This is a genomic window from uncultured Roseibium sp. (genome assembly GCF_947499295.1).
Lineage (GTDB): Bacteria > Pseudomonadota > Alphaproteobacteria > Rhizobiales > Stappiaceae > Roseibium.
The window spans coordinates 1-24,619 of record NZ_CANMNP010000020.1; the positions used below are offsets into that span (position 1 = coordinate 1).

The 24,619-nt window shown below is 54.7% G+C and carries 29 protein-coding genes; 12 read left to right on the forward strand and 17 right to left on the reverse strand.

Annotated features, from left to right (window positions below):
• Positions 1-110 precede the first annotated feature (110 nt).
• Positions 111-629 carry a L,D-transpeptidase gene (locus tag Q0835_RS24760; protein WP_298818577.1) on the reverse strand — a complete coding sequence of 173 codons (519 nt, stop codon included), beginning with the start codon at positions 627-629 and terminating at the stop codon, positions 111-113.
• A gap of 295 nt (positions 630-924) precedes the next feature.
• On the opposite strand from Q0835_RS24760, the gene Q0835_RS24765 reads away from it, so the two are divergent.
• Positions 925-1,536 carry a YceI family protein gene (locus tag Q0835_RS24765; RefSeq protein WP_298818574.1) on the forward strand — a complete coding sequence of 204 codons (612 nt, stop codon included), beginning with the start codon at positions 925-927 and terminating at the stop codon, positions 1,534-1,536.
• 83 nt (positions 1,537-1,619) lie between these two features.
• Here Q0835_RS24765 and Q0835_RS24770 read toward each other — a convergent pair whose 3' ends face one another.
• The 4 genes from Q0835_RS24770 to Q0835_RS24785 all read right to left on the reverse strand — a co-directional run bounded on the left by Q0835_RS24770 (position 1,620) and on the right by Q0835_RS24785 (position 4,376).
• Positions 1,620-2,024 (reverse strand): curlin, encoded by a 405-nt coding sequence (locus Q0835_RS24770; protein WP_298965289.1) that lies wholly within the window; start codon positions 2,022-2,024, stop codon positions 1,620-1,622.
• A 27-nt stretch (positions 2,025-2,051) separates the two neighbouring features.
• On the reverse strand, positions 2,052-2,444 hold the full coding sequence (gene csgH / locus Q0835_RS24775) for a curli-like amyloid fiber formation chaperone CsgH (RefSeq protein WP_298818571.1): 393 nt from the start codon (positions 2,442-2,444) through the stop codon (positions 2,052-2,054).
• 72 nt (positions 2,445-2,516) lie between these two features.
• Positions 2,517-2,951, reverse strand: a complete 435-nt coding sequence (locus Q0835_RS24780; protein WP_298965291.1) for a curlin — start codon at positions 2,949-2,951, stop codon at positions 2,517-2,519.
• A 315-nt stretch (positions 2,952-3,266) separates the two neighbouring features.
• Positions 3,267-4,376 (reverse strand): branched-chain amino acid ABC transporter substrate-binding protein, encoded by a 1,110-nt coding sequence (locus Q0835_RS24785; RefSeq protein WP_298965293.1) that lies wholly within the window; start codon positions 4,374-4,376, stop codon positions 3,267-3,269.
• A 205-nt stretch (positions 4,377-4,581) separates the two neighbouring features.
• On the opposite strand from Q0835_RS24785, the gene Q0835_RS24790 reads away from it, so the two are divergent.
• From Q0835_RS24790 to Q0835_RS24805, 4 genes are all read left to right on the forward strand, one after another.
• Positions 4,582-5,130, forward strand: a complete 549-nt coding sequence (locus Q0835_RS24790; protein ID WP_298818565.1) for a flavin reductase — start codon at positions 4,582-4,584, stop codon at positions 5,128-5,130.
• Between the two features lie 56 nt (positions 5,131-5,186).
• Positions 5,187-6,191: a P1 family peptidase gene (locus Q0835_RS24795; RefSeq protein WP_298965295.1), complete on the forward strand. Its 1,005-nt coding sequence runs from the start codon at positions 5,187-5,189 to the stop codon at positions 6,189-6,191.
• A gap of 71 nt (positions 6,192-6,262) precedes the next feature.
• Positions 6,263-6,781 (forward strand): DUF3833 family protein, encoded by a 519-nt coding sequence (locus tag Q0835_RS24800; RefSeq protein ID WP_298818561.1) that lies wholly within the window; start codon positions 6,263-6,265, stop codon positions 6,779-6,781.
• A gap of 87 nt (positions 6,782-6,868) precedes the next feature.
• Positions 6,869-8,359, forward strand: a complete 1,491-nt coding sequence (locus Q0835_RS24805; protein WP_298818559.1) for a transglycosylase SLT domain-containing protein — start codon at positions 6,869-6,871, stop codon at positions 8,357-8,359.
• Positions 8,360-8,389: 30 nt separating this feature from the next.
• Here the strand turns inward: Q0835_RS24805 and Q0835_RS24810 are convergent, their stop codons facing one another.
• Positions 8,390-8,971, reverse strand: coding sequence for an NAD(P)H-dependent oxidoreductase (locus Q0835_RS24810; protein WP_298818557.1), 582 nt, complete (start codon positions 8,969-8,971; stop codon positions 8,390-8,392).
• A 118-nt stretch (positions 8,972-9,089) separates the two neighbouring features.
• Between Q0835_RS24810 and Q0835_RS24815 the strand changes: the two genes are divergently transcribed.
• Entirely contained in the window at positions 9,090-9,704 is a 615-nt protein-coding gene (locus tag Q0835_RS24815) for a TetR/AcrR family transcriptional regulator (protein WP_298818555.1), read from the forward strand.
• Between the two features lie 51 nt (positions 9,705-9,755).
• Here the strand turns inward: Q0835_RS24815 and Q0835_RS24820 are convergent, their stop codons facing one another.
• Complete coding sequence (locus Q0835_RS24820) at positions 9,756-10,229, reverse strand: YcgN family cysteine cluster protein (RefSeq protein WP_298818554.1); 474 nt, start codon at positions 10,227-10,229, stop codon at positions 9,756-9,758.
• A 318-nt stretch (positions 10,230-10,547) separates the two neighbouring features.
• Between Q0835_RS24820 and Q0835_RS24825 the strand changes: the two genes are divergently transcribed.
• Genes Q0835_RS24825 through Q0835_RS24835 form a run of 3 tightly spaced genes read left to right on the forward strand, consistent with a single transcriptional unit; the run spans position 10,548 to position 13,926 of the window.
• Positions 10,548-12,653 carry a PBP1A family penicillin-binding protein gene (locus Q0835_RS24825; RefSeq protein WP_298818626.1) on the forward strand — a complete coding sequence of 702 codons (2,106 nt, stop codon included), beginning with the start codon at positions 10,548-10,550 and terminating at the stop codon, positions 12,651-12,653.
• Complete coding sequence (locus Q0835_RS24830) at positions 12,650-13,369, forward strand: DUF1214 domain-containing protein (RefSeq protein ID WP_298965297.1); 720 nt, start codon at positions 12,650-12,652, stop codon at positions 13,367-13,369. Before Q0835_RS24825 ends, Q0835_RS24830 begins: the two co-directional genes overlap by 4 nt.
• Positions 13,366-13,926 (forward strand): hypothetical protein, encoded by a 561-nt coding sequence (locus Q0835_RS24835; RefSeq protein WP_298965300.1) that lies wholly within the window; start codon positions 13,366-13,368, stop codon positions 13,924-13,926. Before Q0835_RS24830 ends, Q0835_RS24835 begins: the two co-directional genes overlap by 4 nt.
• A gap of 121 nt (positions 13,927-14,047) precedes the next feature.
• Here Q0835_RS24835 and Q0835_RS24840 read toward each other — a convergent pair whose 3' ends face one another.
• Together Q0835_RS24840 and Q0835_RS24845 are read right to left on the reverse strand one after the other, a co-directional pair.
• Positions 14,048-14,908, reverse strand: coding sequence for a hypothetical protein (locus Q0835_RS24840; protein ID WP_298818548.1), 861 nt, complete (start codon positions 14,906-14,908; stop codon positions 14,048-14,050).
• A 64-nt stretch (positions 14,909-14,972) separates the two neighbouring features.
• A complete protein-coding gene (locus Q0835_RS24845; RefSeq protein WP_298818546.1) occupies positions 14,973-15,182 on the reverse strand; it encodes a hypothetical protein in 210 nt (69 codons plus the stop codon).
• A gap of 281 nt (positions 15,183-15,463) precedes the next feature.
• Here Q0835_RS24845 and Q0835_RS24850 point away from each other — a divergent pair, with 281 nt between their 5' ends.
• Positions 15,464-16,528, forward strand: a complete 1,065-nt coding sequence (locus Q0835_RS24850) for a DUF2336 domain-containing protein (RefSeq protein WP_298965303.1) — start codon at positions 15,464-15,466, stop codon at positions 16,526-16,528.
• On the opposite strand, the gene Q0835_RS24855 is transcribed toward Q0835_RS24850, so the two are convergent.
• The 3 genes from Q0835_RS24855 to Q0835_RS24865 all read right to left on the reverse strand — a co-directional run bounded on the left by Q0835_RS24855 (position 16,525) and on the right by Q0835_RS24865 (position 19,436).
• Positions 16,525-16,905, reverse strand: coding sequence for a DUF1491 family protein (locus Q0835_RS24855; RefSeq protein ID WP_298965516.1), 381 nt, complete (start codon positions 16,903-16,905; stop codon positions 16,525-16,527). The genes Q0835_RS24850 and Q0835_RS24855 overlap by 4 nt on opposite strands.
• Before the next feature lie 65 nt (positions 16,906-16,970).
• Positions 16,971-17,735 (reverse strand): peptidoglycan-binding protein, encoded by a 765-nt coding sequence (locus tag Q0835_RS24860; protein WP_298965306.1) that lies wholly within the window; start codon positions 17,733-17,735, stop codon positions 16,971-16,973.
• 9 nt (positions 17,736-17,744) lie between these two features.
• Entirely contained in the window at positions 17,745-19,436 is a 1,692-nt protein-coding gene (locus tag Q0835_RS24865) for a hypothetical protein (RefSeq protein WP_298965309.1), read from the reverse strand.
• 388 nt (positions 19,437-19,824) lie between these two features.
• On the opposite strand from Q0835_RS24865, the gene Q0835_RS24870 reads away from it, so the two are divergent.
• Positions 19,825-20,265, forward strand: coding sequence for a DUF5330 domain-containing protein (locus Q0835_RS24870; protein WP_298818540.1), 441 nt, complete (start codon positions 19,825-19,827; stop codon positions 20,263-20,265).
• Positions 20,266-20,591: 326 nt separating this feature from the next.
• Entirely contained in the window at positions 20,592-21,023 is a 432-nt protein-coding gene (locus Q0835_RS24875) for a SufE family protein (protein ID WP_298965312.1), read from the forward strand.
• A 103-nt stretch (positions 21,024-21,126) separates the two neighbouring features.
• Here the strand turns inward: Q0835_RS24875 and Q0835_RS24880 are convergent, their stop codons facing one another.
• The 5 genes from Q0835_RS24880 to Q0835_RS24900 all read right to left on the reverse strand — a co-directional run bounded on the left by Q0835_RS24880 (position 21,127) and on the right by Q0835_RS24900 (position 24,619).
• Positions 21,127-21,543: a MucR family transcriptional regulator gene (locus tag Q0835_RS24880; protein WP_152501239.1), complete on the reverse strand. Its 417-nt coding sequence runs from the start codon at positions 21,541-21,543 to the stop codon at positions 21,127-21,129.
• Between the two features lie 319 nt (positions 21,544-21,862).
• On the reverse strand, positions 21,863-22,207 hold the full coding sequence (mnhG, locus tag Q0835_RS24885) for a monovalent cation/H(+) antiporter subunit G (RefSeq protein ID WP_298818536.1): 345 nt from the start codon (positions 22,205-22,207) through the stop codon (positions 21,863-21,865).
• Positions 22,204-22,560: a cation:proton antiporter gene (locus Q0835_RS24890; protein WP_298818534.1), complete on the reverse strand. Its 357-nt coding sequence runs from the start codon at positions 22,558-22,560 to the stop codon at positions 22,204-22,206. Before Q0835_RS24890 ends, mnhG begins: the two co-directional genes overlap by 4 nt.
• Positions 22,557-23,033, reverse strand: coding sequence for a Na+/H+ antiporter subunit E (locus Q0835_RS24895; protein ID WP_298965315.1), 477 nt, complete (start codon positions 23,031-23,033; stop codon positions 22,557-22,559). The genes Q0835_RS24890 and Q0835_RS24895 overlap by 4 nt, the downstream gene beginning before the upstream one ends.
• Entirely contained in the window at positions 23,030-24,619 is a 1,590-nt protein-coding gene (locus Q0835_RS24900) for a Na+/H+ antiporter subunit D (RefSeq protein ID WP_298965317.1), read from the reverse strand. The genes Q0835_RS24895 and Q0835_RS24900 overlap by 4 nt, the downstream gene beginning before the upstream one ends.

Consider the following 24,619-nt stretch of genomic DNA (forward strand, 5'->3'; position numbering starts at 1 on the left):
GGTCATTCTTATTCACTTCACGCTAAAGCGGGCTCGTCTGAAGACGAGGGGTTTCCTCCAAGGCGTGGATACTAAATGCGGCAAGCTGTCCCAGCGCTGCAAAACTGAGGTTATTGCACTGCCACAACAGGTGTCCTGACCCCGACCCGCTGGAACAGATCCTGGATGTCATGATTGGCCATGCGGATGCAGCCGTAAGATACCGCGCGCCCGATGGAACCGGGGCGATTGGTTCCATGTATAGCGTAATTTCCGTTTGAGAGCGTCATCGCCGCAACACCCATCGGATTGTTTGACGCCCCTCCCCTGATCACAGCGGGCAGATGAGGAAAGTCCCTGCGAACTTCAGGAGAAGGCGACCAGTCCGGCTTGACATACTTGGCCGTGATATGTGCCAACCCTGTCCAGGCTTTCCTACTTTTTCCAACGGCCACCTTGTAGCGGATCGCCCGATTTCCCCGCAGCACCAAGTAGAGGCGCTTTTCGGAATTTTTGATGACGATCGTTCCAGGCTGGAACCTGTGATCGGAAAATCCGACAAGTTCTGCAGCACTCAAAGGCGATGAGTTCGACATCACGACCAAAGCCAAGGCCGAAAGCAAAAAGCTGAAAAGACAGGTGCGACGCATTACCAACCCCGTGTTTTCAGAGAAGATACCGCGTCATCAGTGCTGGAAGAATACCGCGCGCGCCACTTTCTTACCGAAAGGTTAATGCCTTTTGTGGCCGATTTTGCGCGCGCTACCAGCCAATTCAGTCGCTGCATTGTGACTTCAAAGTCAAGTGACTTAGCGCACAATACCGAACGGTAGGAAATGACTAGATTGATGGAGTGGTTCTCTGAGGAACCATTTGCCGTCGGACCTCGCGGAGCCTGGTCTCGCGAACTCTCTCGTACCCATGAGCTGAACAGGGACAATATCGATGACGTTTCTACACTCGACAATTTCAAATTTCGCGCGGAAAACCGCCAAGTTTCTTGCCGTCGCCGCGTGTGCGGGCGGTCTTCTTTCAGCCTCGCTTCCAGCCTATGCAGGGCCTCTTACAGGAACTTACACCCTCTCACCTTCTCAAATTGAAACCGGATTTTCCGTCCGCGTTCTCGGTCGCGGTCCCGTAACCGGCGCCTTCACCAAGGTCTCCGGGAAAATGGTACTCGATCAAAAACGGCCTGAGAAAAGCCGTGTCGAGGTGACGGTGGACCTGAGTAGCGTGACAACCAATAACAACAAGGTGACCGGCTTCTTGAAAAGCTCGGCGATGTTCGATGTCGCCAAACACCCAATCGCAAAGTTTCAAAGCACCCGTGTCAGAATTACCGGCCAGAACACTGCCGAAGTTGATGGCGTCCTGGTCATGCGCGGCAAACAAAAACGTACGACGCTTTCGGTGACGATCAATCCAAACTCCAAGGGCCGGGTTGCTTTCGAAGTCTCAGGAGCTTTCTTTCGGAGCTTATACGGAATGGACGCCGGGCTTCCCATTTACGCAGACAGGGTGAACCTCAATATCAAGGGAACTGGTCGCCGCAGTTGATGACATCTCGTATCCAATGAAAGAGGCACGCTAGCTGGCAAAGCTGCGTGCCTCTTCATTTGCCGGGTTCAAGTCTTGTCCCGTTACCATCCGAACTGGAAGGTCGTTCCTGTCTGACCATGCCCGTTTTGAACAACGTGGCCATTTGTGTTTCGACCGAATTGAAACAAACCGTAGGCATTGCTGTTGCCGTTCTGTTTGAGAGATCCGTTGTGGCCGTTTCCTTCCTGGAAAACTATGCCCTGATTGCCGAAGCCGTTTTGTAGAATACCGGCCGTATTGCCAATACCATTCTGCTTGATTCCGCCCTGTTTGCTCAGATCGTTGGCGATCGCTGCTGCCACAAGACCAGCTCGCATTAGTGTCTGCTGCTCACCATTTTGCGGATTAAGTGTGATGGAGAAGCCTCCCCCGGCAAGAACAGGGCTTGCTGCGATACCACTGAACAAAGCAGCTGCGGCGATAGTACGGACAATGTTGCGGGTCATGAGTAAATTTCCTGAATTTGAAGGATGTCAGATGCGGTCGCCGATGCGGGTTTCGCAGTCAAAGGTCTCGCTGCCGATCTGGTATTGAAAGCGTGCATCGTAGACGCCGTCATTGCCAAGCATGACACGGCCTGTTTCAGCGCGGCCATCCGGCCCGATTTCAAAGGCGCCACCCTGACTGGTGGAAGTCGTACCTCCAGAACCACCACCCCTTATGGTCAAGCGATACTGGCCGGTTTCCCCGGGAAGACCTGTTGCGATGCCGGTCAGCATTACGGAGTTTCCACCAGTCTCTGTGTCGATCCCGCAAGCTGTGCGATTGGCATTTTCATATGCTTGCGACGCGTCAGTTGCGTAGTGAACACCGCCAATACCGGCGATCAGGACTGCAAGGCTCAAGGCTTTAAGGTTGGATTTCATGATGTCCTCCTGTTGGCTCTTTCGGCGGCCGGATCAACCGGCCAACCAAAAGTGTCGGGAAGTATTCGGGCATTACGGGCAGGTCTGAACGAAGGCCGCGACATTACCGGAACCGGCCTGCTTGACGGATGCATCACAGCCATGACCAACCTGTACACCCGCGGCAATATTGCCGTTCCCATCCTGCGTCATCACTGCGTTATGGTCTGTGCCGAACTGACCAACACCAGCAGAGTTGCCAAAGCCGTTCTGCCAGGTATCGGCGAAGTTGTGGGCCCCTGTCTGGCCGATTGCAGTGGTGTTGTGATTGCCAAACTGGTTGTTGATGGTTTCGTTGGCATGACCGTCCTGAAAAATGCCGATCAGGTTGTTGAAACCATTCTGATTGCCGCCGGCAACATGGCCGAACCCAAACTGTTCGATATTTATGCCGTTTGCGTTGGCCGGCAGAACTGCGGTGGAAAGAAAAACCGCTGCAGTGGCGCTGAGAACAACTTTGCGAAACATCTGGACTTCCTCTCGTCGGTGCGGCCTCGCCGCGTGTTGAAGACAATCGGAAAGTAGAATGCAGGCACGGAACTCGCGCTGAATGTGGCGTTCAGATTGGGTTCATGGTGGTGTTCAAATTCGGGCAGCCTTGAATTTGGCTCCGCCCTGCGCTGGCACTCTTAAGGTGCTAAACCCGGTTCATCCATAAGACAATGCAGGAATTTGAATTTGGTCTGATGGTTCCAATCAAGGAAGTCAGCTTGAAATTGGCTTGTTCCAAAAAGGCCGGCAGCTACATCAGCCTTTGGGGCGTGGGGGTATCTGTCCTGCTGCCTATCTGGATCGGGGCTGTGGAGCGCCGTTTTGCCATTCATACCAGACATAGGCCGGTACGTTGGCGTCGCCGTTTTCATCAAAACGGACAGTTCCCAGAACGGTCTCGAACGCTCCATTTTCAAGTGAGCCGGCAACCGCCTCGAACGTCGGGTTGTCAGCCTGTTCCATTGCCTGTGCCCAGGCTTGAAGGGCCGCATAGGTTGTCAGGGCATAGCGATCTGCAGATAGACCGGCTTCTTCCAGATCGGCGACCACATCTTTGGATGCCTCAACCTCCCTTGGTATTTCGGGATAGGTAAGCAGTGTCCCTTCCCCAGCTGGACCAGCGACCGACCAGAATTCTTCGGTCATGAGGGCATCGCCACCGATCAACTGAGCATCAAGACCCTGGCGGGCCATCTCGAGCCCGATCAGACCGGCCTCGGGATGATAACCACCGAGATAGACTACATCGACATTCTCCAAACTCAGCTGGGTAACGAGATTGCGGTAATTGTCCTCGCCGGCATCGAAACCCAGGGCAATGCTCTCCGTAACGCCACGATCATTCATGACGGCTTTCACCGCATCAGTCAGGCCTTTGCCATAGGCTGTCTTGTCATGAAGAATAGCAATGCGACTGGAGGCAAACTCGGAGGCCAGCAATTGGCCTGCAACAACGGCTTGTGCATCGTCACGAGGCGCGAGCCTGAAAATGCCGGTGTCTGGCCCTCCGTCGGTAAACCTCGGTAAAGTGGTCGCCGGGGAGATTTGGATTATTCCCGCATCTGCATAGACTGCACTCGCTGCGATTGATGCGCCGAAACAAAAATGACCGGCCACGAAAACCGCGCCCTTACCAATGAGCTGGTTGGCAACTGCGACAGCTTTTTCATCGTTGCAGCCGTCATCAGCGACTTCCAGCACCAGCTTTTCCCCTCGAACGCCGCCAGCTGCGTTGATATCAGCAACGGCCTGCGCTGCTCCTGCCTGCATCTGTGCACCAAAGGCCCCGAACTGTCCGTCCATCGGACCAGCGATTGCAACGGTTACATCTGCAATAGACGGGTTGGAAATTAGACTACAGGCAACAACTCCGAGGCTTGCAACAAGCTGCTGATAAGTCATGTGTCATCCCAACGATCCGGTTTTGAATATTCTATCCGTAACGCCATGACGCAGGGAGCTCAATCGGGAGGTGCTGAATTTGACACTCCCGCTAAGGTCTGAATTGGCAATTTGGCGAAAAGGAAATGCGGTTGACGCTCTAGGCAGGGGTTTTGAAGAAGCATAGACTTTAACCTCCAGGGCCATATGTTTCGATTCCCAATCCATGGCCTCAAGGAGAGACGTCATTACACCTTCTTCCTCCGATATGAGCGACCAGGCCGATCTCACGCTGGACAAGCAGAGTTTTCGCGAAGCCATGAGCCGTATCGCAGCCGCGGTACACGTCGTAACAACGGATGGCGCAGGCGGGCGCATGGGAGCAACCGTTTCTGCCGCCTGTTCAGTCAGTGATGAACCGCCCAGCATATTGATCTGCCTGAACAGGCAGACCCGCATCCATGGCGCTCTATTGAAGAACAGATGCTTTTGCCTCAACACGCTTAGCGATGATCACGAGCACATCTCGGACGTCTTTGCCGGACGTGACAAACTGGAGATGCCGGATCGGTTCGCCAGAGGTGACTGGACCAACCTTGCCACCGGGTGTCCTGCCCTCGACAGCGCGCGTCTCAGCGTCGACTGCGAAGTATTCTCGGTAACCGAAATGGGAACACACTCGATTATCGTCGGAACGGTTGCGGATCTGCGGATGACCGACCCCGGTAAATCTCTTCTGTATGTACGCAGAGGCTACAAAAGCCTAGACACCTGAAATCATTGGGATCAAACTCTTTTTTTGACCCATCATATCACAGGGACAGTCTCCCAATGGCCGGCATGCGCAATCTGATCACCGATGTTCCGGGTCTGAAAGTTGGAAATGCTTCGGACCAGGAACTCAAATCCGGGGCAACCGTGCTGGTGCCGGACGAACCGGCCGTGACGTCGGTCGCAATACACGGCGGCGCTCCGGGAACGCGGGAAATCGCATTGCTGGAACCCGAACAGACTGTCGAGAAGATCGACGCGATCGTTCTTGCGGGCGGCTCCGCGTTCGGGCTGGACGCAGGTGCGGGTGTTCAGGGCCGTCTCGCGGAGCTGGGATATGGCTTTGAAATCGGCCCGGTTCGTGTCCCGATCGTACCAACGGCAATCCTGTTTGACCTGTTAAATGGCGGCGACAAGAGCTGGGGGCAGGCAGCGCCGTACAGAGATCTCGGCCGATCTGCACTGGACGACATTTCGTATGATTTCGTTCTCGGCTCCGTCGGTGCGGGCACTGGTGCCACGACAGCCAATCTCAAGGGCGGACTCGGATCGGCTTCGCACAAACTCGACAATGGCGTCACCATCGGTGCGATTGTTGCGGTGAATGCACTTGGCCGCGCAACCATTGGCGACAGCCCCCATTTCTGGGCAGCTCCATTTGAAGTCGGTCACGAGTTCGGCGGCAAAGGAATGGCTCACCCCATGCCGGACGACAGCACGACCGTACGAACGAAACTTGATGCCCTGAAGGCTGGTGCCAACACGACAATTGCGGCCGTGGCAACGGACGCGATCCTCACGAAGGGCGAAGCCAAACGGCTCGCTGTGATGGCGCATGACGGACTGGCGCGCGCGCTCTGGCCCGCGCATACGCCTCTGGACGGAGATTTGGTTTTCGCAATGTCGACAGGGCAGCAGCGATTGGAAAACGGCCTGGAAGATATGGTGCAACTCGGTGCGGCAGCTGCATCCTGTCTGGCCCGTGCGATTGCAAGAGGTATCTACAACGCGACCCCGGCCTCAGACGATCCGGTCCCGACCTGGCAACAGCGTTTTGGCGGCTAGCCTACAAATCCAGTTTACCTTTGCGCCCGTAGGACATTGTGCAAGCAGCAACAAGCACAAGGCGCCGACACATGATCCAAAGCTGGAAAAGACTGGTATTCGTTTTTCTTGTTTCACTGCTAGCGACCTCTGCTCCGGTCCTCGCCAAACCACTGGTTCTGGAAGAATTCTTCCGGGGCAAAACGGTCGGAGAAGGTGTTTTTGAAAGCAAGATTGCCGGCGTCTATCGCCCCTTCAAGGTCTATTTGACCGGGACCTGGAACCCGCGCACATTTACTCTTCGCCTTCGCGAAGACTTCGTTTACGAAGACGGTGAACGCGATACCAAAACCTGGTTTTTCCAGAAAGTCTCTGAGGACCGGTATATTGGCCAACGCGCCGATGTGCTGAGCCCAACAAATGTCGTCACCAATGAAGACGGGTCACTTCGGTTTTCATACATTGCCGAACTTGAAACCGAAAATGGCCCCATCAAACTCCGCTTTGACGATACGCTGACCCAGACCGACAAGCGCACGGTTCGCAACACCGCAAAGGTGATGAAAGCGGGCATTACAATCGGCACGGTTGATCTCACCTTTAAACGATAGCGCTCCCGGATCTTGAGCAGGCCTTCTTGATCGAGAGGTACACTTGAGGCTTAAATTGGCGATCAGTTTTTGAAACCGGGGCTTCAAATGAAACTGTCCAGCAGACTTGTCCGCATCTACAAACATGCGTTCTTGGTTATATTCATCGCCGTATCGAGTGCTTTCTTCTTTTCAGAACGGGGATATAGCGCAGATACGGAACTCGCTGAAAACCTGGAAGAAGTTCTGCGTCAACCTTTCGAAGGCGACTTTGACGATCTTATTGAGCGGGGATACCTGCGTGTACTTGTACCGTTCTCCAAAACGGGCTTCTTTATCGACAAGGGTGTGAAACGCGGCAGTTCGGCCGATCTAATGATCGAGTTCGAAAAACACCTGGCAACGACCCATGGCGACAAGGTCAAGGACTTCGAAATTGTTCTGATCCCCACACAACGGGCAAACTTGTTTAAGGACCTGTCCGATGCCCGCGGTGATATTGCGCTTGGCAATCTGACGATAACTGAAGACAGGGAAAAGCTTGTCACCTTTTCGGCTCCGCTTCTCAAGGGCGTGCAAGAAGTGCCGGTCACAGCTGACAGCGTCCCTGAGATCCTTTCAGTCGACGAACTGTCTGGGAAAACAATCTATGTCCGCAAATCGGCTTCCTATTCGCGAAGCCTCGACGCGCTGAACCGAAAACTTGCCCGTGAAGGCAAAAAAACGATGGACCTCGTCTATTCGGACGAGCGCTTGGAAGACGAGGATCTGATGGAGATGGTCGCCGCCGGCGGCATTCCCATGGTGATCGTCGACCGGCACAAGGCAGAACTCTGGCTCGACGTGCTGGATGGGCTCAAGCTACATCCTGAGGCTGCCGTCCGAAAGGATGGGGAAATCGCAATCGCTGTTCGAAAGAACGCCCCGGCCCTGCTGCAGGAAATCGACGGTTTTGTTCCCACCGTCAAGAAAGGCACATTGCTGGGAAACATCATTTTCAAACGGTATTTGCAGGAAGCGACTTACCTTAAGGAAATGCGCAAAGCGGACTATGATGAAAAGCTGGCCAGGTTCCGCGCCTTTTTCCAGAAATATGGGAAGGAATACGAAATCGACTGGTTGCTGATTGCTGCGCAGAGCTATCAGGAATCAAAATTCGACCCGGCAGCAAGAAGCGGCGCGGGTGCGGTTGGCCTGATGCAGATCAAGCCCGCGACCGCTGAAGGAAACCCTATCAATATCCGCGGCATCGCTTCCGACACGGAAAAAAACGTGCATGCCGGCGTCAAGTACCTACGGTATCTGGCAGATTCCTATTTTCCGAAACTTGCACCAGATCCGGCAAGCCAGACCTTTTTTGCGCTGGCGGCCTACAACGCCGGACCGAGCCGCTTCGCAAATTTGCGGGAGAAAGCCAAAATGCAGGGCTACGACCCGGACAAGTGGTTCGGCAATGTAGAGTGGATCGTTGCCTCTGAAATCGGCCGGCAGCCTGTCGATTATGTCGGCAACATCTATCAGTACTATGTTGTCTTTTTTAATGAGTACGAACGCCGCAAATCCGAGGCAGAACTCAAATCAAGCAAATCGGCGCAATAACAATTTGACGGTAGATCGGTAAGGGTGTTCTCAAGCAGCTTTACGACCGAGCTCTGCCGCGCGTTCAATCATCTTCGCGCGGCTTTCATCTGTCGATCCCTTGATCTGGGAAAACATATGATAACCCTTGGGCTTCAAGCCGCAGAAGCCCAGAATTTGTTTCTCCGTCTGTTTGCGGGAACCTGAACCATAGACCCAACGGTAGAACCAGTTAGGTGTGTCCGAGGTCACCAGCACTTGCGAAGTGCGCCCGGCCAAGAGCTTTTCCGGCAAAGCCTTGCCTTTGACATACTGAAAAGCCTTTCCGGGCAACAACACCCGGTCGAACAGTCCCTTCAGTTTCGCAGGATGACCGCCCCACCACAGCGGATGCGCGACCACAATGTGCTGGCACCAGACGATATCTTGCCAGACCGCCTCAAGATCGGGTTCAAGCGGCGGCGTCTTTGCGAAATTTGACGTGCCCAGATCTGGATTGAAGGTCATCTTGGACAGGTACCTCAACCGGATTTCATGCCCACCTGCTTCCGCTTCTTTGGCATATGCACCAGCGAGCGAACCACAAAACGACCCAAACTCGGGGTGTCCGTCCAATACAAGAATTCGTGTCATGACCAAATCCAATTGAGAGATACGTGAATTGTACAAAAATTGACCGTGGTCATTTTTTGACATCGTTAGATTCACAGGTCAAGGTATTTTTTGACCGCGGTCATTTTATTGAGGGTTCATGACACGCAAACCACAACAGCGCAGCATTGCGACCAAGGCCCGTGTTCTGGACGCCGCTCGGGATTTGAGCAAAAAACATGGACTGGAGCAGGTAACAGCAGAAGCTGTTGCACAAGAAGCAAGTGTCGCGAAGGGTACCGTCTTCTCTCACTTCGGCGATATGGACGGCCTGTTGTCGCATGTTCTTTTGGATCGCTTGAAAGCGCTCTCGGCGCAGAAAAACGAACAGGAACCGGATCGAGAGATTTCGGACCCGGTCGGTTTACTGATGCAACGCATCATGGCCCTGATCACAGTCATCACGGACAGCCCGACCATTCTTCGATTGTTTTTGGACAATATTGGCGTGACCAAGCCAAATTGCGCGGCAGAGTTTGTTGAAACTCTCGACACACTTGATGCCGATCTGGTGACATTTCTGAAGCTCTGGCAGCAAACAGCAACCATGGAGCCGAAACTGCGCACCGACAGGACACCGGAGGAAATGACCGATGGACTCATCGCTTTTATGATCCATGGTGCGATCTTGTTGAAAAGTCACCAGATTACGGACCTGGCTTCCCTGGAGGGGCGGCTTCGCCGTCACGTTGAAGCCTTCCTGCTTCAAAGCTGAGCGAACTGGTTTTGGTGCTTGATCTTCGGTGCAGTTGAGGCGTGCCGAGATTTAGGCCGGCAGATCACCAGGCCAGGTCACCACATGGTTTTCATAGTCTTCCAGTGCCATGCCGTCTTCCGGAACAGTGCGGCCCCTTGCTGAGACACCCGCCTCGTGCACCGTCTCCGAAGTGCCTGAAACAAGGGGATGCCACCAATAAAGGTCCTCTCCTTCTGAAACGAGCCGATAGGCACAAGTGGGCGGCAGCCAGGTGAGCGTCTTGACTTCAGTCGGTGTCAATTGAATGCAATCGGGAACAGTCGCCGCTCTGTTTTCGTAGTCCTTGCAACGGCAGGTCTCGCCATCAAGCAAGGTACAGGCAACCCGGGTCCAGACAATGTCGCCCGTGTCCCAGTCTTCCAATTTGTTCAGGCAGCACCGTGCGCAGCCATCGCAAAGAGATTCCCATTCGCGCTTGCTCATGTCCTCGAGCGACTTGGTCTTCCAGAATGGCAATTTGCCCTGATCACGATTGGATGTCATTTGGTTCCCGCCCCATTGCCCAGACGACTGCCGGGGCCGCGTGCGCCTAACATGCTAGCCTCCACTCGGCAAGCATTGCGGTTTTAGCGGTATTTATCCGCAAGCTTTTTCAATGAATGATCAATAAAAACGGAGCATTCTTTCATCATGCCCATCACCGGTTTTCACGAGGACAAAAAACCGGTAATTTGAAATGATCAGTTTGACCCGGAGATTCAGGGCCGCGTGACGGACAAGCCGCACCCACAGGAAACCGAAGTTACGAAGCCGCCGAGAAAGCGTCACCGTATCCGCAGGTTTTTTCTTGCAATCGATGCCATCGTCGACACCGCGTTGTGGCGCAGCGGTGCCGCGGTCCGGCGAACGGTTGAAGGCTATGATGCGTTCTTGCGCCGCTTTCGCGCCAAGGGAATCTGGCGCGGTCTGGCAGAGCTTTCATCCGACGGGTTGACCTTCGGCTTGATAGGATTCATCGTGGTCCTGGCATTTGCGCAGCCGGCCTTCGAAGCAACCCGCTACGCAGACTGGAAGACAACGGACGACTTTGCCGTGACCTTCCTGGATCGCTTCGGCAATGAAATTGGCCGCCGCGGGATCGTGCTTAATGACAGCGTGCCCCTGGAGGAAATTCCAGATTCCCTCGTCAAGGCAACGCTATCGACAGAAGACCGGCGCTTCTTTTTCCACTTCGGCATCGATTTTGTCGGCACCTTCAGAGCCATGGTCGAAAACGCCCGTGCAGGCGGCGTCGTCCAGGGCGGCTCGACACTGACACAGCAGCTTGCCAAGAACCTGTTCCTGACCAATGAGCGCAGTCTGAGCCGCAAGATCAAGGAAGCCTATCTGGCGCTCTGGCTCGAGGCGAACCTTACCAAGCAGGAAATTCTGAAACTCTATCTTGACCGGGCCTATATGGGCGGTGGCGTGTTCGGCGTAACCGCAGCTGCCGAGTTTTATTTTAACAAGAACGTGCGGGAACTGACGCTTGCTGAAAGCGCGATGCTGGCTGGCCTTTACAAGGCACCCGGCAAATACGCCCCTCACATAAATCTGCCTGCGGCTCGAGCACGCGCGAATGAAGTTCTTACCAACATGGTTCAGGCATCGCTTTTGACCGAAGGTCAGGTGATCGGTGCAAGGCGCAACCCGGCTCTGGCTGTCGATCGCTCACAGGACCAATTGCCGGAGTATTTCCTCGACTGGGCACTGGAAGAGGTCAAGAAGCTTGCGCGTCGTAATCCGGCGCTTGCTCGCGATCGCATCGTGACGGTACGCACCACTCTTGACCCGGCCCTGCAACGCCAGGCAGATCTCGCGGTGGAAACCATTCTCAGGGAAAACGGCAAACTGCGCGATGCCAGCGAAGCTGCCCTGGTATCGATGATCCCAGACGGCGCTGTCGTGGCCATGGTTGGCGGCAGGTCATATGGCGAGAGCCAGTTCAACAGAGCAGTCAACGCCCTGCGACAACCAGGGTCATCCTTCAAGCCGTTCGTCTATATGACGGCCTTCATGAACGGCTATGAGCCGACCAGCATCGTGCCGGACCGCCCGGTCTGGATCGGCAACTGGTCGCCCAAAAATTACAACAGAAGCTATAGGGGACCGGTCAGCCTGAAACTGGCACTGACAAAATCGATCAACACCATTCCGGTGCGGTTGTCGCTCGATTTCGGCCGTGAGAAGATTATCGAAACCGCTTACGCCATGGGGCTGACACACGAGCTCGAGAACTCAATTTCGTTACCGATCGGTTCATCTGAGGTCTCCGTCGTCGACATGGCCGCGTCCTACGCAACCTTTGCCAATGGCGGCTTCAAGGCACCTGCCTATGCAATACTTGAAGTCAAGAACAGCGACGGTGTCGTTCTTTATCAGCGCGAACGCGACGAACCGGAAACCATCCGCGTGCTACCGGAGGACAAGGTTCATCAGATGAACGATATCCTGGTCAATGTGGTTGAAGCGGGCACGGCCCGCAGAGCCAGGATCGATGGGGTTGTCGCCGCAGGCAAAACGGGCACCACCAACGCATACCGCGACGCCTGGTTTGTCGGCTATACAGGCAATTTCGCAACTGCTGTCTGGTACGGAAATGACGACTTTTCGTCCACGCGGCGCGTGACGGGCGGCAGCCTGCCAGCCATGACTTGGCAGCTTTACAACGACTATGCCCACAAAGGGATTGAACTTGCCCGAATGCCCGGGGTCGAAGCCGAAAACCTGCCGCGGCTCGCCAGGTCACAGCCCGCAAAACTTGCTGCAACACAAGTCGTCACCTCTCAGCCGCGGGTATTGAAGCGGCGCACACAGCAGCTTCTTGAGCAAATCGGCGCTGACATGCGAACGCTCCTGGAACAAAAAAGCGCCAAGGCAGCAGTGCCTGAAAACTCCAACCCCACCGATGTCGCGGCGGCTCAATGACTGATCAGTCCGTGTCGCACGCAACACGCGGCCCTGATCAAGGCCGGGCCGACGGGTCTTCTTTTAGTGAGTCCGCCTGGTACGGGGAAAAACTGCCCCGTGCGATCCGGCCCTATCGAAGCCATCCCGTGCGTACACTGGCGACCATTGCGTTGGTCGTGGTTCTGGCCTCGCTTCTGGGCATCAGCACGGCCTATTTGCTGATAGAGCGGGAACAACCCCTCAATGCGGTGACCATCGGGCCTTGGCACGCCTACCCCAAAGCCGGCACGGCAGACGCCGACCCTTATTCTGTTGCCATCTACACACGTGGAGCCGTCATTCCCCTCGCCAATGGTGAAGGCCTCGCACTTGTGGCACGTGAAGACAGCGCAGGACAGCAACTCGACCCGACCTGTATCTACAGGATTGCGGGACAAACACCCTCAGCACGTCTTTGGACATTGACCGCGCTGGACGGCAATGGACACTTGGTTGAAACCCTGCCGGGTCGCGGAAACCTCGTGAGTTCGGATCTGTTGCGGGCTCAGGATGGGTCTTTCCAGATAACCGCTGCCCGCAATCCGCACTCAGGTAACTGGCTGCCGCTCGCGGCCGCCGCAAAAGCCAGTGACGGTCTGCGGTTTGTGCTCAGATTGTATGACGCACCAGTCACCACGGGTGCCGCACTGGATGGCGTCAGCGTGCCGCTGATCGAAAGGACTGGGTGTCCGTGACGCTTTCCCCGCGCTTCAATCTCACCGTTGGGCTGCTGGCGATATTCTGTCTGGCAGCGATCATCCACATTCTCGTGGTGCTCAGCATTCCGCACAATGTGCAGCACAGTGCCTACGACAATGTGGCCGCCTATGGTCCTGACCGCCAGTTCAATCTGCTACCTGACATTCGACCGGGCGAAGAAGCCTTGCCGGATCTGGATCCGGCCATGAAGCACGCAACCTGCCGCTTTCAGCTGGACAACGGTCCGGTTCTGTTTGACGCCAGCATCCCGGTTTCCTTTTGGTCGATTGGCCTTTTCAACGCGGCCGGGGAAGCCGTTTACAGCCTCAACAACCGCACAGCAGGCGCTGAACGTCTGTCGATGCTGGTCCTGACCACCGAACAGCTTTCCATCTTGCGCGAGAACCCACCGGAAAACCTTGAAGACCTGATTGTGATAGAAACGGAAGAGCCCATCAGCGGGTTCGCACTCCTGCGTGCCTATGTGCCTCACGGTTCGCGGGCCACGGACGTGGACCAGGCTCTCAAGGCTGCGAATTGTACCGGGATTTGATCAGCTATCTCATCTACTGGGCGTGCTGTTTGCCAGGCTGTCATGGCGACATTTGAAAGTCGAGAACCGGACCTCGCACCCTACAAGAAGGTCACTGCACAGGGACGGAAACAAGACTGCGCTATTTTTGTACCGGAGCGCGCTCTGTGCCCCATCCGGTAAAGATCCGCGATCGTTTCACCGTTTCATCCTGGGCACGGCGTTTGCTCAAGTCGCAGCCGCTTTCCGCAATCCTGACTTGCCCTTCCAGTTCACGGATGGCGTTGTTCACTTTCCAGACGCGATCCCGGGTGGGTGTCTCGATCTCCAGTCCGTCGAGGGCTTTCTTGTAGGCGATGATGCGGTAACGCAGCGCCTGTCCAACCCATTTGATCATGACACGGTTTTCCCACACTCGCGCCTTGGCACCCTCATAGGTTTCTTCCGTGGTAACTGGCTTGCTCTTCAGAACCCGAAGTCGTTCATTGTCGGCTTTTTGCACTCTCAAGGCGACTTCGCAGAACGGCATCACAAGTTCCGCATCGCCCTTGGCATCAGATGCGATCTTGTCATATCGGGCATCTGAAGACTGAAACTTGTCGGAGCGCAGGTAAATCAAATAGAGATCCGGCGGAACACGGCCTTCTGTCTCAGGCAGAATTCTTGTTCGGGAAAGCTCCACCATGGTACCGCCGATCCAGTCCTTGGTCCAAGGTGGCCGGATCAGTGTCCAGCCGCGTTTGCGCAGCAGCTTTTCATCATTGGTGTAGTTGAATTTGGAAACCGGATCGCCTCGCAGCCTGGCGGCTTCGTTGCCGACCGCTGGCATCAGGTCGTCATGCACAACCGAAGGTCTGGCGCGATCAAAGTCTCCGGTCGGGCGCGTGCATCCGGCAAGCATGGCCGCAAGCAGCAAGGTGGCCATAAAGGCCTTTTGCTGTGTCCCTCGCCTCCTTGCCAAAGATGGCGTGGAGCCGGACTGAGCCGCTTCACCAATGCCCATCGGGCGTTTCTCCAAACCACGAAACCAGAATTCGGTATCACTGCGGCTGGAGAGGCATGGACCGTCAGTCCTTGTCGGAACCAGCTGGTCCGGCCGCTTTACCGATGGTCGTGATTCGTGCGGCAAGATCAAGGTCGTGACGCTCGTAACGGACACCTGGGAAGAGGATAACCTCACCAAATGTCTCACAACGTGCCGAGCTGCATTGATTGGAGCGCTGACCCACACGTGAAGTGGGCCTGTGCGCGGATGCGAAGTCCAACAAAGTGCCCATCGTCTCCTCCTTCGGTTCCAGTTGCCAAAAGTCGGTGTATTACCGACCGACAACGGTCAAACGGGCGACGCATTACTTCCTGCAGTCTCATTAAGAAGCCGTCAGGGTTAACAGGATGCTAACGCTTTTCGTGCAATTTGAAGGACACTAGTTCTTCCGGTCGTCCGGACTTTTGTATTTTGTAGTCGGGTGTCATGCGCCAAAACCAACGTTTCAATCAGACTAAACCGTTTCCCTCTTTTGGCCGAAAACCGATTGCAGGCTCTGCTTGTGACGGTGGCGTGTTGCTTGCTGCGACAGAACTCTTTGTTGCCAGAAGTCACCATGATATTGAAGAACAAGAGATTTTTTCGGAACTGGCTCGCAATCTGATATCTGCGACAAGCTCGGAAGACCGCCGAAGAATTGCCTCGCTACTTGCGCCGCACACCGAAACGCCAGACGATCTTTTGCAGCACTTGGCCCGTCACAACGACCACCTGACCGCCTATCCGGCGCTTCGTTACAGTGCTCGCCTTTCTGTGGATCTCCTTCACGAGACCGCCGTCTCAGGCCCCGACACACTGAGACAGGCAATCGCAAACCGTGCTTCGCTGCCCGAATCGATTGTCACCTCTTTATGCGAAAACGCTGGTTCGAGTGTTGTCAGGATCCTGCTCGATCGGAGCGACGTTCTTCTCACTCAGCGGCAAAAGTCTGTCCTGAACAGCCGGCAGGACATCGTTGCAGACCTGAGTGCGGAAATGGCTCACCACGACGCTCTGAACCCCGATGGTCTGATGGGGCAGTTTTTGCAACTGCCGACGAAACTGAAATCAAAGGCAATTGCCGCTGCTGAAATGACCAGCCTCGTCAGTCAGGCTCAAGCACCGCGAAGGTCCCGAGACATCCGCACAGACGCGGCACGGCTTCAACTTTGCGATGCTCTGGTGACAGAAGCACTGAGTCAGAACAGATCACGCTTTGCGAATTTGCTTTCACAAGGACTTGGCTTGCCCCTCGCCACCTGTGATCTTCTGCTGCAAACCGATCAGGCGGACGGCTTGGCAGTCGCCTTGAAAGCCCTTGGAACAAACAAGTCTCAGTTGGCGACCGTACTGATCCGCATGTACGGTGAAGCTACCTCCCTGGAGACCATTCGCCTGCTGCTGCGATTGCATCAAACAATCAGTTCAGGCGCTTCGGAAGTGCTGGTTGGCCAGTGGACATTGGGTGATCGGTTAGAAATTACCGGTGACCCCCGGCACGCTGCTCTCTATGAGGCCGGCAAGAAACGCCAAACTGTTGGTCAAAAGGAATTGCCGAACCTGGAAAAAGGGTTGGAACAAAAAAGTTCCGGAAACTAGATCCGAAAGAAGCTGTCCGCCGGATTGGGCTCGTTCTGACCTTCCTCTGCCAGCGGCAATTCAACCTTTCCCTCTCGCGCTTCGATATCGACCAGCCAGTAGTCCGGATCCATGCGCGCTTCACTCTTAAGCCGGGCGTCAATCGTCTCGCGGTCCGTTTTTTCAAATCGCCGCTCAAACAGCCTGGTTTCTGGACGTTCATCGAACATGGATTGCGGTGCAGGCGCATAAAAGTCAAAACTGCCATCGAGGCGGTCCACACAGATGAAGACCGCACCGGCTTCAGGTGCTCCCCGCTTTGAGACGGCCGCAAAGCCCCCCTCTCCGAAGATCTGGCGAACGAGAGCACTGACAAAGAAGTCGGAGGTAACGCGCATCTGCATAAGCGGGATCCAATCGTGAAGAAGGTTCCCTGTCTTAGCAGATTTGTCACCCGGGTAAATCAGCCGGCAAGTGCGCGTCCGCTAATCATTTCGAGCCGTTCGATCACTTTTGCCCCGGGTTCTCCGGTGATTGGCAAGCCACGATCAAGTTCGAAACGCTTGATCGCCGTTGTGGTGTTGAGGCCCATGAGCCCGTCGGCTTTGAGAGGTCCATAGCCAAGGTCGGAAAGCGCTTTTTGCACCTTCAACAACTTCGGGTCGGCGTCGATTCCCGGACCTGTCGATAGTTCAGGAGCGCTGGCAAGGGTTCCGGAAAATCCGGGTTTCTTCCGTGGCACGGGTATCTGGGCTTCAAGCGGCGTATCCCCATGCATGAGGACAAGTGCAAGAAGGGCTTCGTTTGCCTGTCCGGTTTCAACCTGTCCCACCTTACGCTCATAGGATCGGATTGCACGTTCTGTCGCCGGGCCGTTTATTCCGTCCAACGGTCCTTCATAGAGCCCGATCTTGCGCAACGAAATTTGAACATCAAGCACCAGAGTGGAAATTTCCTGGATCTTGAGATCTCCGGTCCGACCGTCCGGTTCCGGCAATTGCATGTCGTCCGGAAGGTCCCGTGTCGCAAAGAATGGAGCCGGATGACGTCCCGGTTGTAGACCGAGAGCATTTGCCACGATCAGACACGCAGTCAATCCCATGACCACTGTCCCGCCTGCCGCAACAGGGTTGTCCAGGGCGACATGACCGGCTCTTGCCATGATCGAATCGTTTTCCTTTAACTCCGACGCCTTCCGAGGCTTTGCAGATTTTGCGTTTCGAGCCATATCCGCCTCCTAAGCCGTCTTGGCCATTGGCCGCGTTTGGGCCTGATCAGCATCGGTTGAAACATCCTTGAAAGGCGCGGTACGGGCCGGCAGACGAATGCAAACACTTTCGCCATGCCCCAGCATCGTTTGAACCTTCAGACAGGCATTGGTGCGTTCAAGAAGATCTGCGGCAAAAGTCAGGACCGGTTTGCTGCCTTCGGAGCTCCATTGCAGGCTCGATTTCCGGTCCTTGACGGAAAACAGCAGCTCAAACCCGGCAAGACTGCAGTTTGCCTCCAACAGAATTTTTGCGCCAGAACCACTTGTCGCAATCATATCCAGCAACACGAAACACATTGCCTTGCGCACCAGCGTTCCATCGACAAACACAAGCGGTAGGTTTTGACCACAGCTGGTTTCAATTTGCACACCCTGGCGATCTGCTGCCGGTCCGACCCTTTCAAGGCAGAACTCCAATGCTGAAACGATGTCGGTCTTGGCAAAGACCGGTTCGAGGTCTCCTTGCTGCCCTACTATCAGGTCGGAGAGTTCAGCCAGTGAGGAAAGGCCGACTTGACCGGATCTCCTAATGTCTCTTGCTGCGTCTTCAACTCGGCGTTGGTCGAATGCAAGATCGATGTTTTCCAGGTCCGCTGCGCGAGACAACACATTTTCAAGGGCTGTCCGAGCACCCCGGCCAGCCGTCTCTTGCATTTGCGCTGAAATACGCTCGAGCCTGGTATTCATCTCTTCGGGGAGAGTTTGCGAAAGTGCTTCAATCGGCATCTCGTCCGCCGCGCGCAGGCTCAGTAGAAGCGAGCCCTGTCCCTCGACGCTCAGATCTGCTTCCTGAATTGGAGGCCGCAGTTTGAGCGACAGTTTGCGATACTCCGCCTGCCCTGTTTCTCCCGGACTGGAGGCACCGACGCGCAAGCGAACATCAAACGATGCCACCTCACTATCGTTACGAGCCTCGGAAAGCTTGGTCAGATAGAGTGGCCTGTCGGCTACATGAAGTCTGGAAAACAGCCAGCTGTCAGAATTGAAGCCTGACGTGATGCCAAGCAGTTCTTTAACCGGCCCGCCCATGACTGAAAGCCCTCCGTCGGGCTTCAGTTCGCAAAAGACCTCTGACACCGACTGATTGATCAGCTGACGCCGCCCCTCGGAGGCCTTCATCAAAGACCTGGCATGCTTCCGGTCCGTCGAAATACGGATTGCGAGCAGTCCAACATACAAAATTGCCGCAACACCTGCCAGAAGCGTGACACCAGCTGGCAATGGAGCAATCCCCGCCAGCGTTCCAGGAGCAACAGAGACAGCAATCATCAAGCCCGCGCAAAGCAAGGTCACGGCATACGTTGTTTTGCGGCTTGTCGAAAACGCGGCTTCAACGGGCGGAACGAGCAGCCAGAGAAACGCAAATGATGTGCTACCGCCTGTCAAAACACAGATGGCAGCGACAAATCCGGCAAACAAACTGGCGGACAAGCCGATCGTCCGGTCAAGCGTTCCCGAACGAGACAAGTAAAGAGCAAGCGGCCATTGGCTGAGCAACCAGGACAACATCAACGTCACAACGACGTGGGGAGGTCCAGCAAGTGCCAGATGCAGTGGCAGGACAACGAGAGCGGACGTTCCTGCAACTGTGGCACTGATGAGAAAAGATCGGTGCAAGGGAGCCAAAAAAACATCGGTGGCCGCGGAGGGATGAATCATACCTTCCAGACGGGTCGTCCAATGCCCCCAAAAAACATTCAGCAAATTCAGAAGGTTACGCACTCTTTACTACCATAAACCAGACACGGACCTAATCACCCGCAACGCTTGTAGGACCATTGTCGGCTGGAGCACTTAAGGAACGATAAAGGATGAATTCATATCGCCCAAAATTTTCGAAAAAACCGCTGCAATCAGCACCTTGTGCCGGAAAAGATAAAAATTGAATCAAATTCTCAGAAAAGTCGACTTAAATGCCTGTTTTATTTTATGAAAATTGCCCCTTCCGATTCAACTGGACATTCTCAAGTCGTTGCTAAGGTGACCTCATAACAAGCACGTCGGCAGCAAAAATGACGTGTAAATCGAACAAACTATGGGTAGCGACATGTTCTTTTTGATGAGAACAGCCTTCTGGCTCACCTTGGTGCTGGTCCTGATTCCTCTCGGATCAGATGAAGACAGTACGCCGGTGGAGACTGTAAATCCTGTTTCGGCCTATCTGGCGGCGCAGGCGACCGTTTCCGACATCGGCAGCTTTTGCAGCCGAAATCCGGATGCGTGTGAAACCGGTGGCGAAGCTCTCTCGGCTATTGGAAGCCGTGCGCGCGATGGTGCGCGCATTGTCTACCAGTTTCTGGACCAGCAGATGGCGAATGAACCTGGCCAGGAACCCATCGTTACAGGTTCGACCACCACTACGAGTATAAAAACACAGCAGCAGTCAGCAGTGGCGACTGCGACAGCTCAACCGGTGTTCGATGCCTTGACGCGCCTGGACACAGAAATTGGGCCGGTGCCGCGTCCCAAGCCCCGCTCAGGCGCCTGACCTTGAATGAATAGCTGTTTCGTATTCTCCTGGCTTACTAAATCTCGAAAACAGCTGACTGCCCCCGCTTGAGCGATGCCTCTCCAATCGGCATCGCAAATACGGCTTTACTTCAGCAGCCCTGTGCTGCTGCGCCGCAGATGAATAGCTGCCCATTTCATCTGCGGCGATTTTTCTTTTTTGCCGATCATGCTCTGCAATTTTCAATCATGCATTTGCGCCTAGTCGAGATCATTCAACAGCAATTGGGACAGCCTAAAACTCCGGTTTGTACTTTCCGTCACAAAGGCTATATGACACGGGAAAGACCAACAAAGACCGGTGCCATGACCACAAGTTTCAGCGAAATTCTGGAATCCTTCGACTTTCTGGACGACTGGGAAGACCGCTACAAATATCTGATCGATCTGGGGAAGGAGCTTCCGGAGCTCACCGACGCTGAACGCACTGACCGGTTCAAGGTTCGCGGCTGCGTATCACAGGTCTGGCTCATCACTGCAATTGAAAAAGATGAAGCAGGAACGCCGGTTTTGACCTTCCAGGGCGACAGCGACGCGTTGATTGTGCAAGGGCTTGTCGCGGTGGTAACCGCACTCTTTAACGGCAAAACCGCGCAGGAAATCCTGAACACGGATGTCGAGGGGGTTTTTGCGCAGCTTGGGCTGCAAGAGCATTTGACCCCGCAGCGCTCCAACGGATTGAAATCAATGGTTGGCCGCATCCGTTCCGATGCTGAGCAGGCACTTACCGCCGCTTAGGGATCACTATCTGCGGATTGATCTATTTCCTCAAAACCGGATTGACAAAAAAAGAGCTGCCACAAGGGCAGCTCTACTTTGATCGGCAGAAAGCCAGATCGAATTATTTAGAGCGTTTGCGCTGCTGGCCAAGACCCATTTTCTTTGCAAGTTCTGAGCGTGCAGCTGCATAATTCGGCGCAACCATCGGGTAGTCGGCGCCCAGGTCCCACTTTTCCCGATACTCTTCCGGGGTCATGTTGTAGTGGGTGCGAAGGTGTCTCTTGAGAGACTTGAACTTCTTGCCATCTTCCAGGCAGATGATGTAATCCGGCATCACCGACTTCTTGATCGGCACTGCGGGCTTCAGCGGCTCGGGCTCTGGTTCGTTCGACGCGGTCGCAGTTTTCTGCAAGGCACCGTATACTTCGTTGATCAGGCCCGGCAGATCTGTGGAAGCAACCGTGTTGTTGCTCACATAAGCCGATACGATGTCTGCTGTAAGATCAATGAGATTTGCATCCACCGGACTATCAGTCATTTTTCACCCGTTCTCTACTGATTTCAAATTTTACTGCGTTATAAACCTACAAAAGAAAGCGACGTAAGTGTCTTGGGAATATCAGTTACTTACGAACTTAGAAATCGGGAACGATTCTACTTTGCAGGTGATTGTCACCGCCTTATATCGCCGGAGTCCTGATCAGACAACCCCACAAAACAAATAAAAGTCGGCTAAAGGCAATAAAAATAAAATTCTACAAATATTGACCGTTTCCTATGCACCTAGTTTCACAATGGTCCAAAAGTATAGTCGAGTGCACTGACTTTGATCAGCTAATATCACAACACAAACACACTTATCCCTTTGGCCGCATGATTTCGGCCAATGCATCCACTTTTGTATCGGCACAGGGGCGATATCCCGCCGCGTACGCAGCTTTGGCCAACAAGTGGGCAGAAATAGGGGCAGTCAACAAGAAGAACACAACACCGGCAATGGCACGGGTCACAACAGCCAGGTCGCCAGCGTCAACTGCAAGCGCGAGCAGCATTACGCCCGAGCCGAGCGTCCCCGCTTTTGAGGCTGCATGAGTACGCATGTAAACGTCTTTCAGGCGCAAAAGACCAATTGACGCGACTAGAGCGAAGGATGCGCCGATGATCAGCATCAGCCCGGTCACAATTTCCACAACAGCAGTCATCGTCCTGCCTTCCTGCGCTCAATGCTCTCTTCGACTTCTTCCATGATGGTCTCATCACCTGCCAGACCTCGGTTCAAAACGAAACGCGCAAAGGCGACAGTTGCCAGAAATCCGACGAGGCCAAGCGTGATGGCAATGTCGATATAAAGATAATAGCCCGTCAAAACGCCCATAGCAGCGATGAAGCCGATGCCGACCGCAACAAGCATGTCCAGAGCGACCACACGATCCGGCAGGCTTGGGCCCTTGACCGTGCGGATAACAATCACAACGAAGGAAATTGTCAGCAATACCAGCGCGATGTGCACCGAGACCCCTAAAAATTGCGACGAGAAGTTTTCAAGCGGGCTCATCTGAACACCTCCAGAATCTTGCGCTCGAAGCCATTTTTGATGTCATCGATGGTGGCCTGTGGATCCGGAACGTCGATGCAGTGAACATAAAGCACTTTCCTGTCGTCAGAAACGTCGACAGAGAGGGTGCCTGGCGTCAGCGTAATGAGGTTCGCCAGCATTGTGATCTCAAAATCGCGATCGACTGTCAGCGGCAATGCGATGATGCCTGGCTGCAATTCGATACGCGGGCGCAATACGATCGTGGCGACCCGCCAGGCGGACAGAACCAGTTCCGATACAAACAACAAAGCCAGGCCGAACCCTTTGACGATTTTTTCAAAATATCCGGCAGTTCCAACCTGTTCGCGAATGAGATAGAGCGCGCCAAACCCGAGGATGAATCCGAAGATCAGATTGATCTCAGAAAAGCTTCCCGAAACGGCACCCCACGCAAGCGCGAGCAGGATGTTTATGAGAAAGAGACCAGTCATCCCTCACCTCCAAAGACTGAGCGCACATAGCCGAGCGGATCGACGACACCACTTGCGCCTTGTGTCGATAGTTCCAGCATCCATTCGGGCTGCAAACCGAAATAAATGATGAGCGCGGTCAAAATTCCCAGCGGCAGCCAAACAGCCGCGCCAGTCAACTGAGACGTATCGGTGACAACCGACTGTGCGGTTTGACCATCGGGCGTCCCTTCCGGCCCGCCACGCCAGAATGCATAGATCCAAACGCGGCCCATGGCGAGCGTCGTCAGGAAACCACTGATCAGGATTGCTGCGCCAAGCCAGACCCTATCGTCCTGGAAGGCAGCATCGACCAAAATCACTTTTGGCCAGAAGCCGGAAAAAGGCGGCAATCCGGAAACGGCAAAGACAAGAACAAGAAACACACCCGCAAAGGTCACGTTTTTCTGGTAGAGGCCGCCAAGTTTGCGCAGATCATAAGACCCTCCCAAGAGGTTCATGATGCCCGATGCCATATATAGGGCCGTCATGACGATGATCGAATGGACTGCGTAAAAGATCGCTCCGGAGACAGCCAGAACAGACCCAACCGCAACCCCGGCAAGCATGGAGCCGATCCCGGCGATCACAAGATAGCCCAGCAAGCGGCGGACCTCACTTTGCGCAAGCGCTCCAATTGCACCCGTTAGAAGCGTCACAATCGCGACCCATCCGATAACATCCGACATGAAGATGCGCGACTCTGGCAGGATCAGCACAAAAATGCGGATCAACGCGTAGACCCCTACCTTTGTCAGAAGACCAGCAAAGACGGCCGAAACCACAATGTTCGGCGTGTGGTACGAGGCCGGAAGCCAGAAGTTGACCGGAAAGGCGGCCGCCTTCATTGCAAAGGCAAGGAAGTAGAGCGCTGCAACCGTCGCAAGAGTACCCGATGCCGGGTTCTCCAGCTCAGCCACCTTGATGGCGATATCGGCCATATTCAGCGTGCCGAAGATCCCGTAGAGCAGACCTGTCGCGATCAGGAAAAGGTTTGTGCCAACAAGATTGAGAACACCATATTTGACGGCACCATCAAGCTGGATCCGGTCATTTCCGAGGATGAGAAGTCCGTATGAGGAAATCAGCAGAACCTCGAACCAGACATACAGGTTGAATATGTCAGCGGTCAGGAAAGCGCCGCTGACACCAGTCATCAACAGCAAGAGGAAAGGATAAAACCCGTAACGACGGCCGGTACTGTCAACGGTGGACGCTCCATAAACACCTGCGCAAAAAGCGACAATCGCACCGATGAGCGTCAGTGTCGCCCCCAACGCATCGGCGGTCAGCGCAATACCGAACGGTGGCAGCCAGCTGCCCATGACCATGGTTATAACCCCATGATCCAGCACTCTTATCAAAAGCCCGAGCGAGGCAAGCACCAGCAAACCAAGCAGCGCAATGCCCATCTTTGCCTGAATGTCTGTGTTCTTGCGCAACATCAGGCAAACAGCACCACCCAGCATGGTGATCAGGATCGGCGCGATCACCAACCAGTCGCCCGACGCTATGGGCGCTGTTGCCATGGCTTCTGAATAGTCAACGGAAACGGATGAACCAGCCAT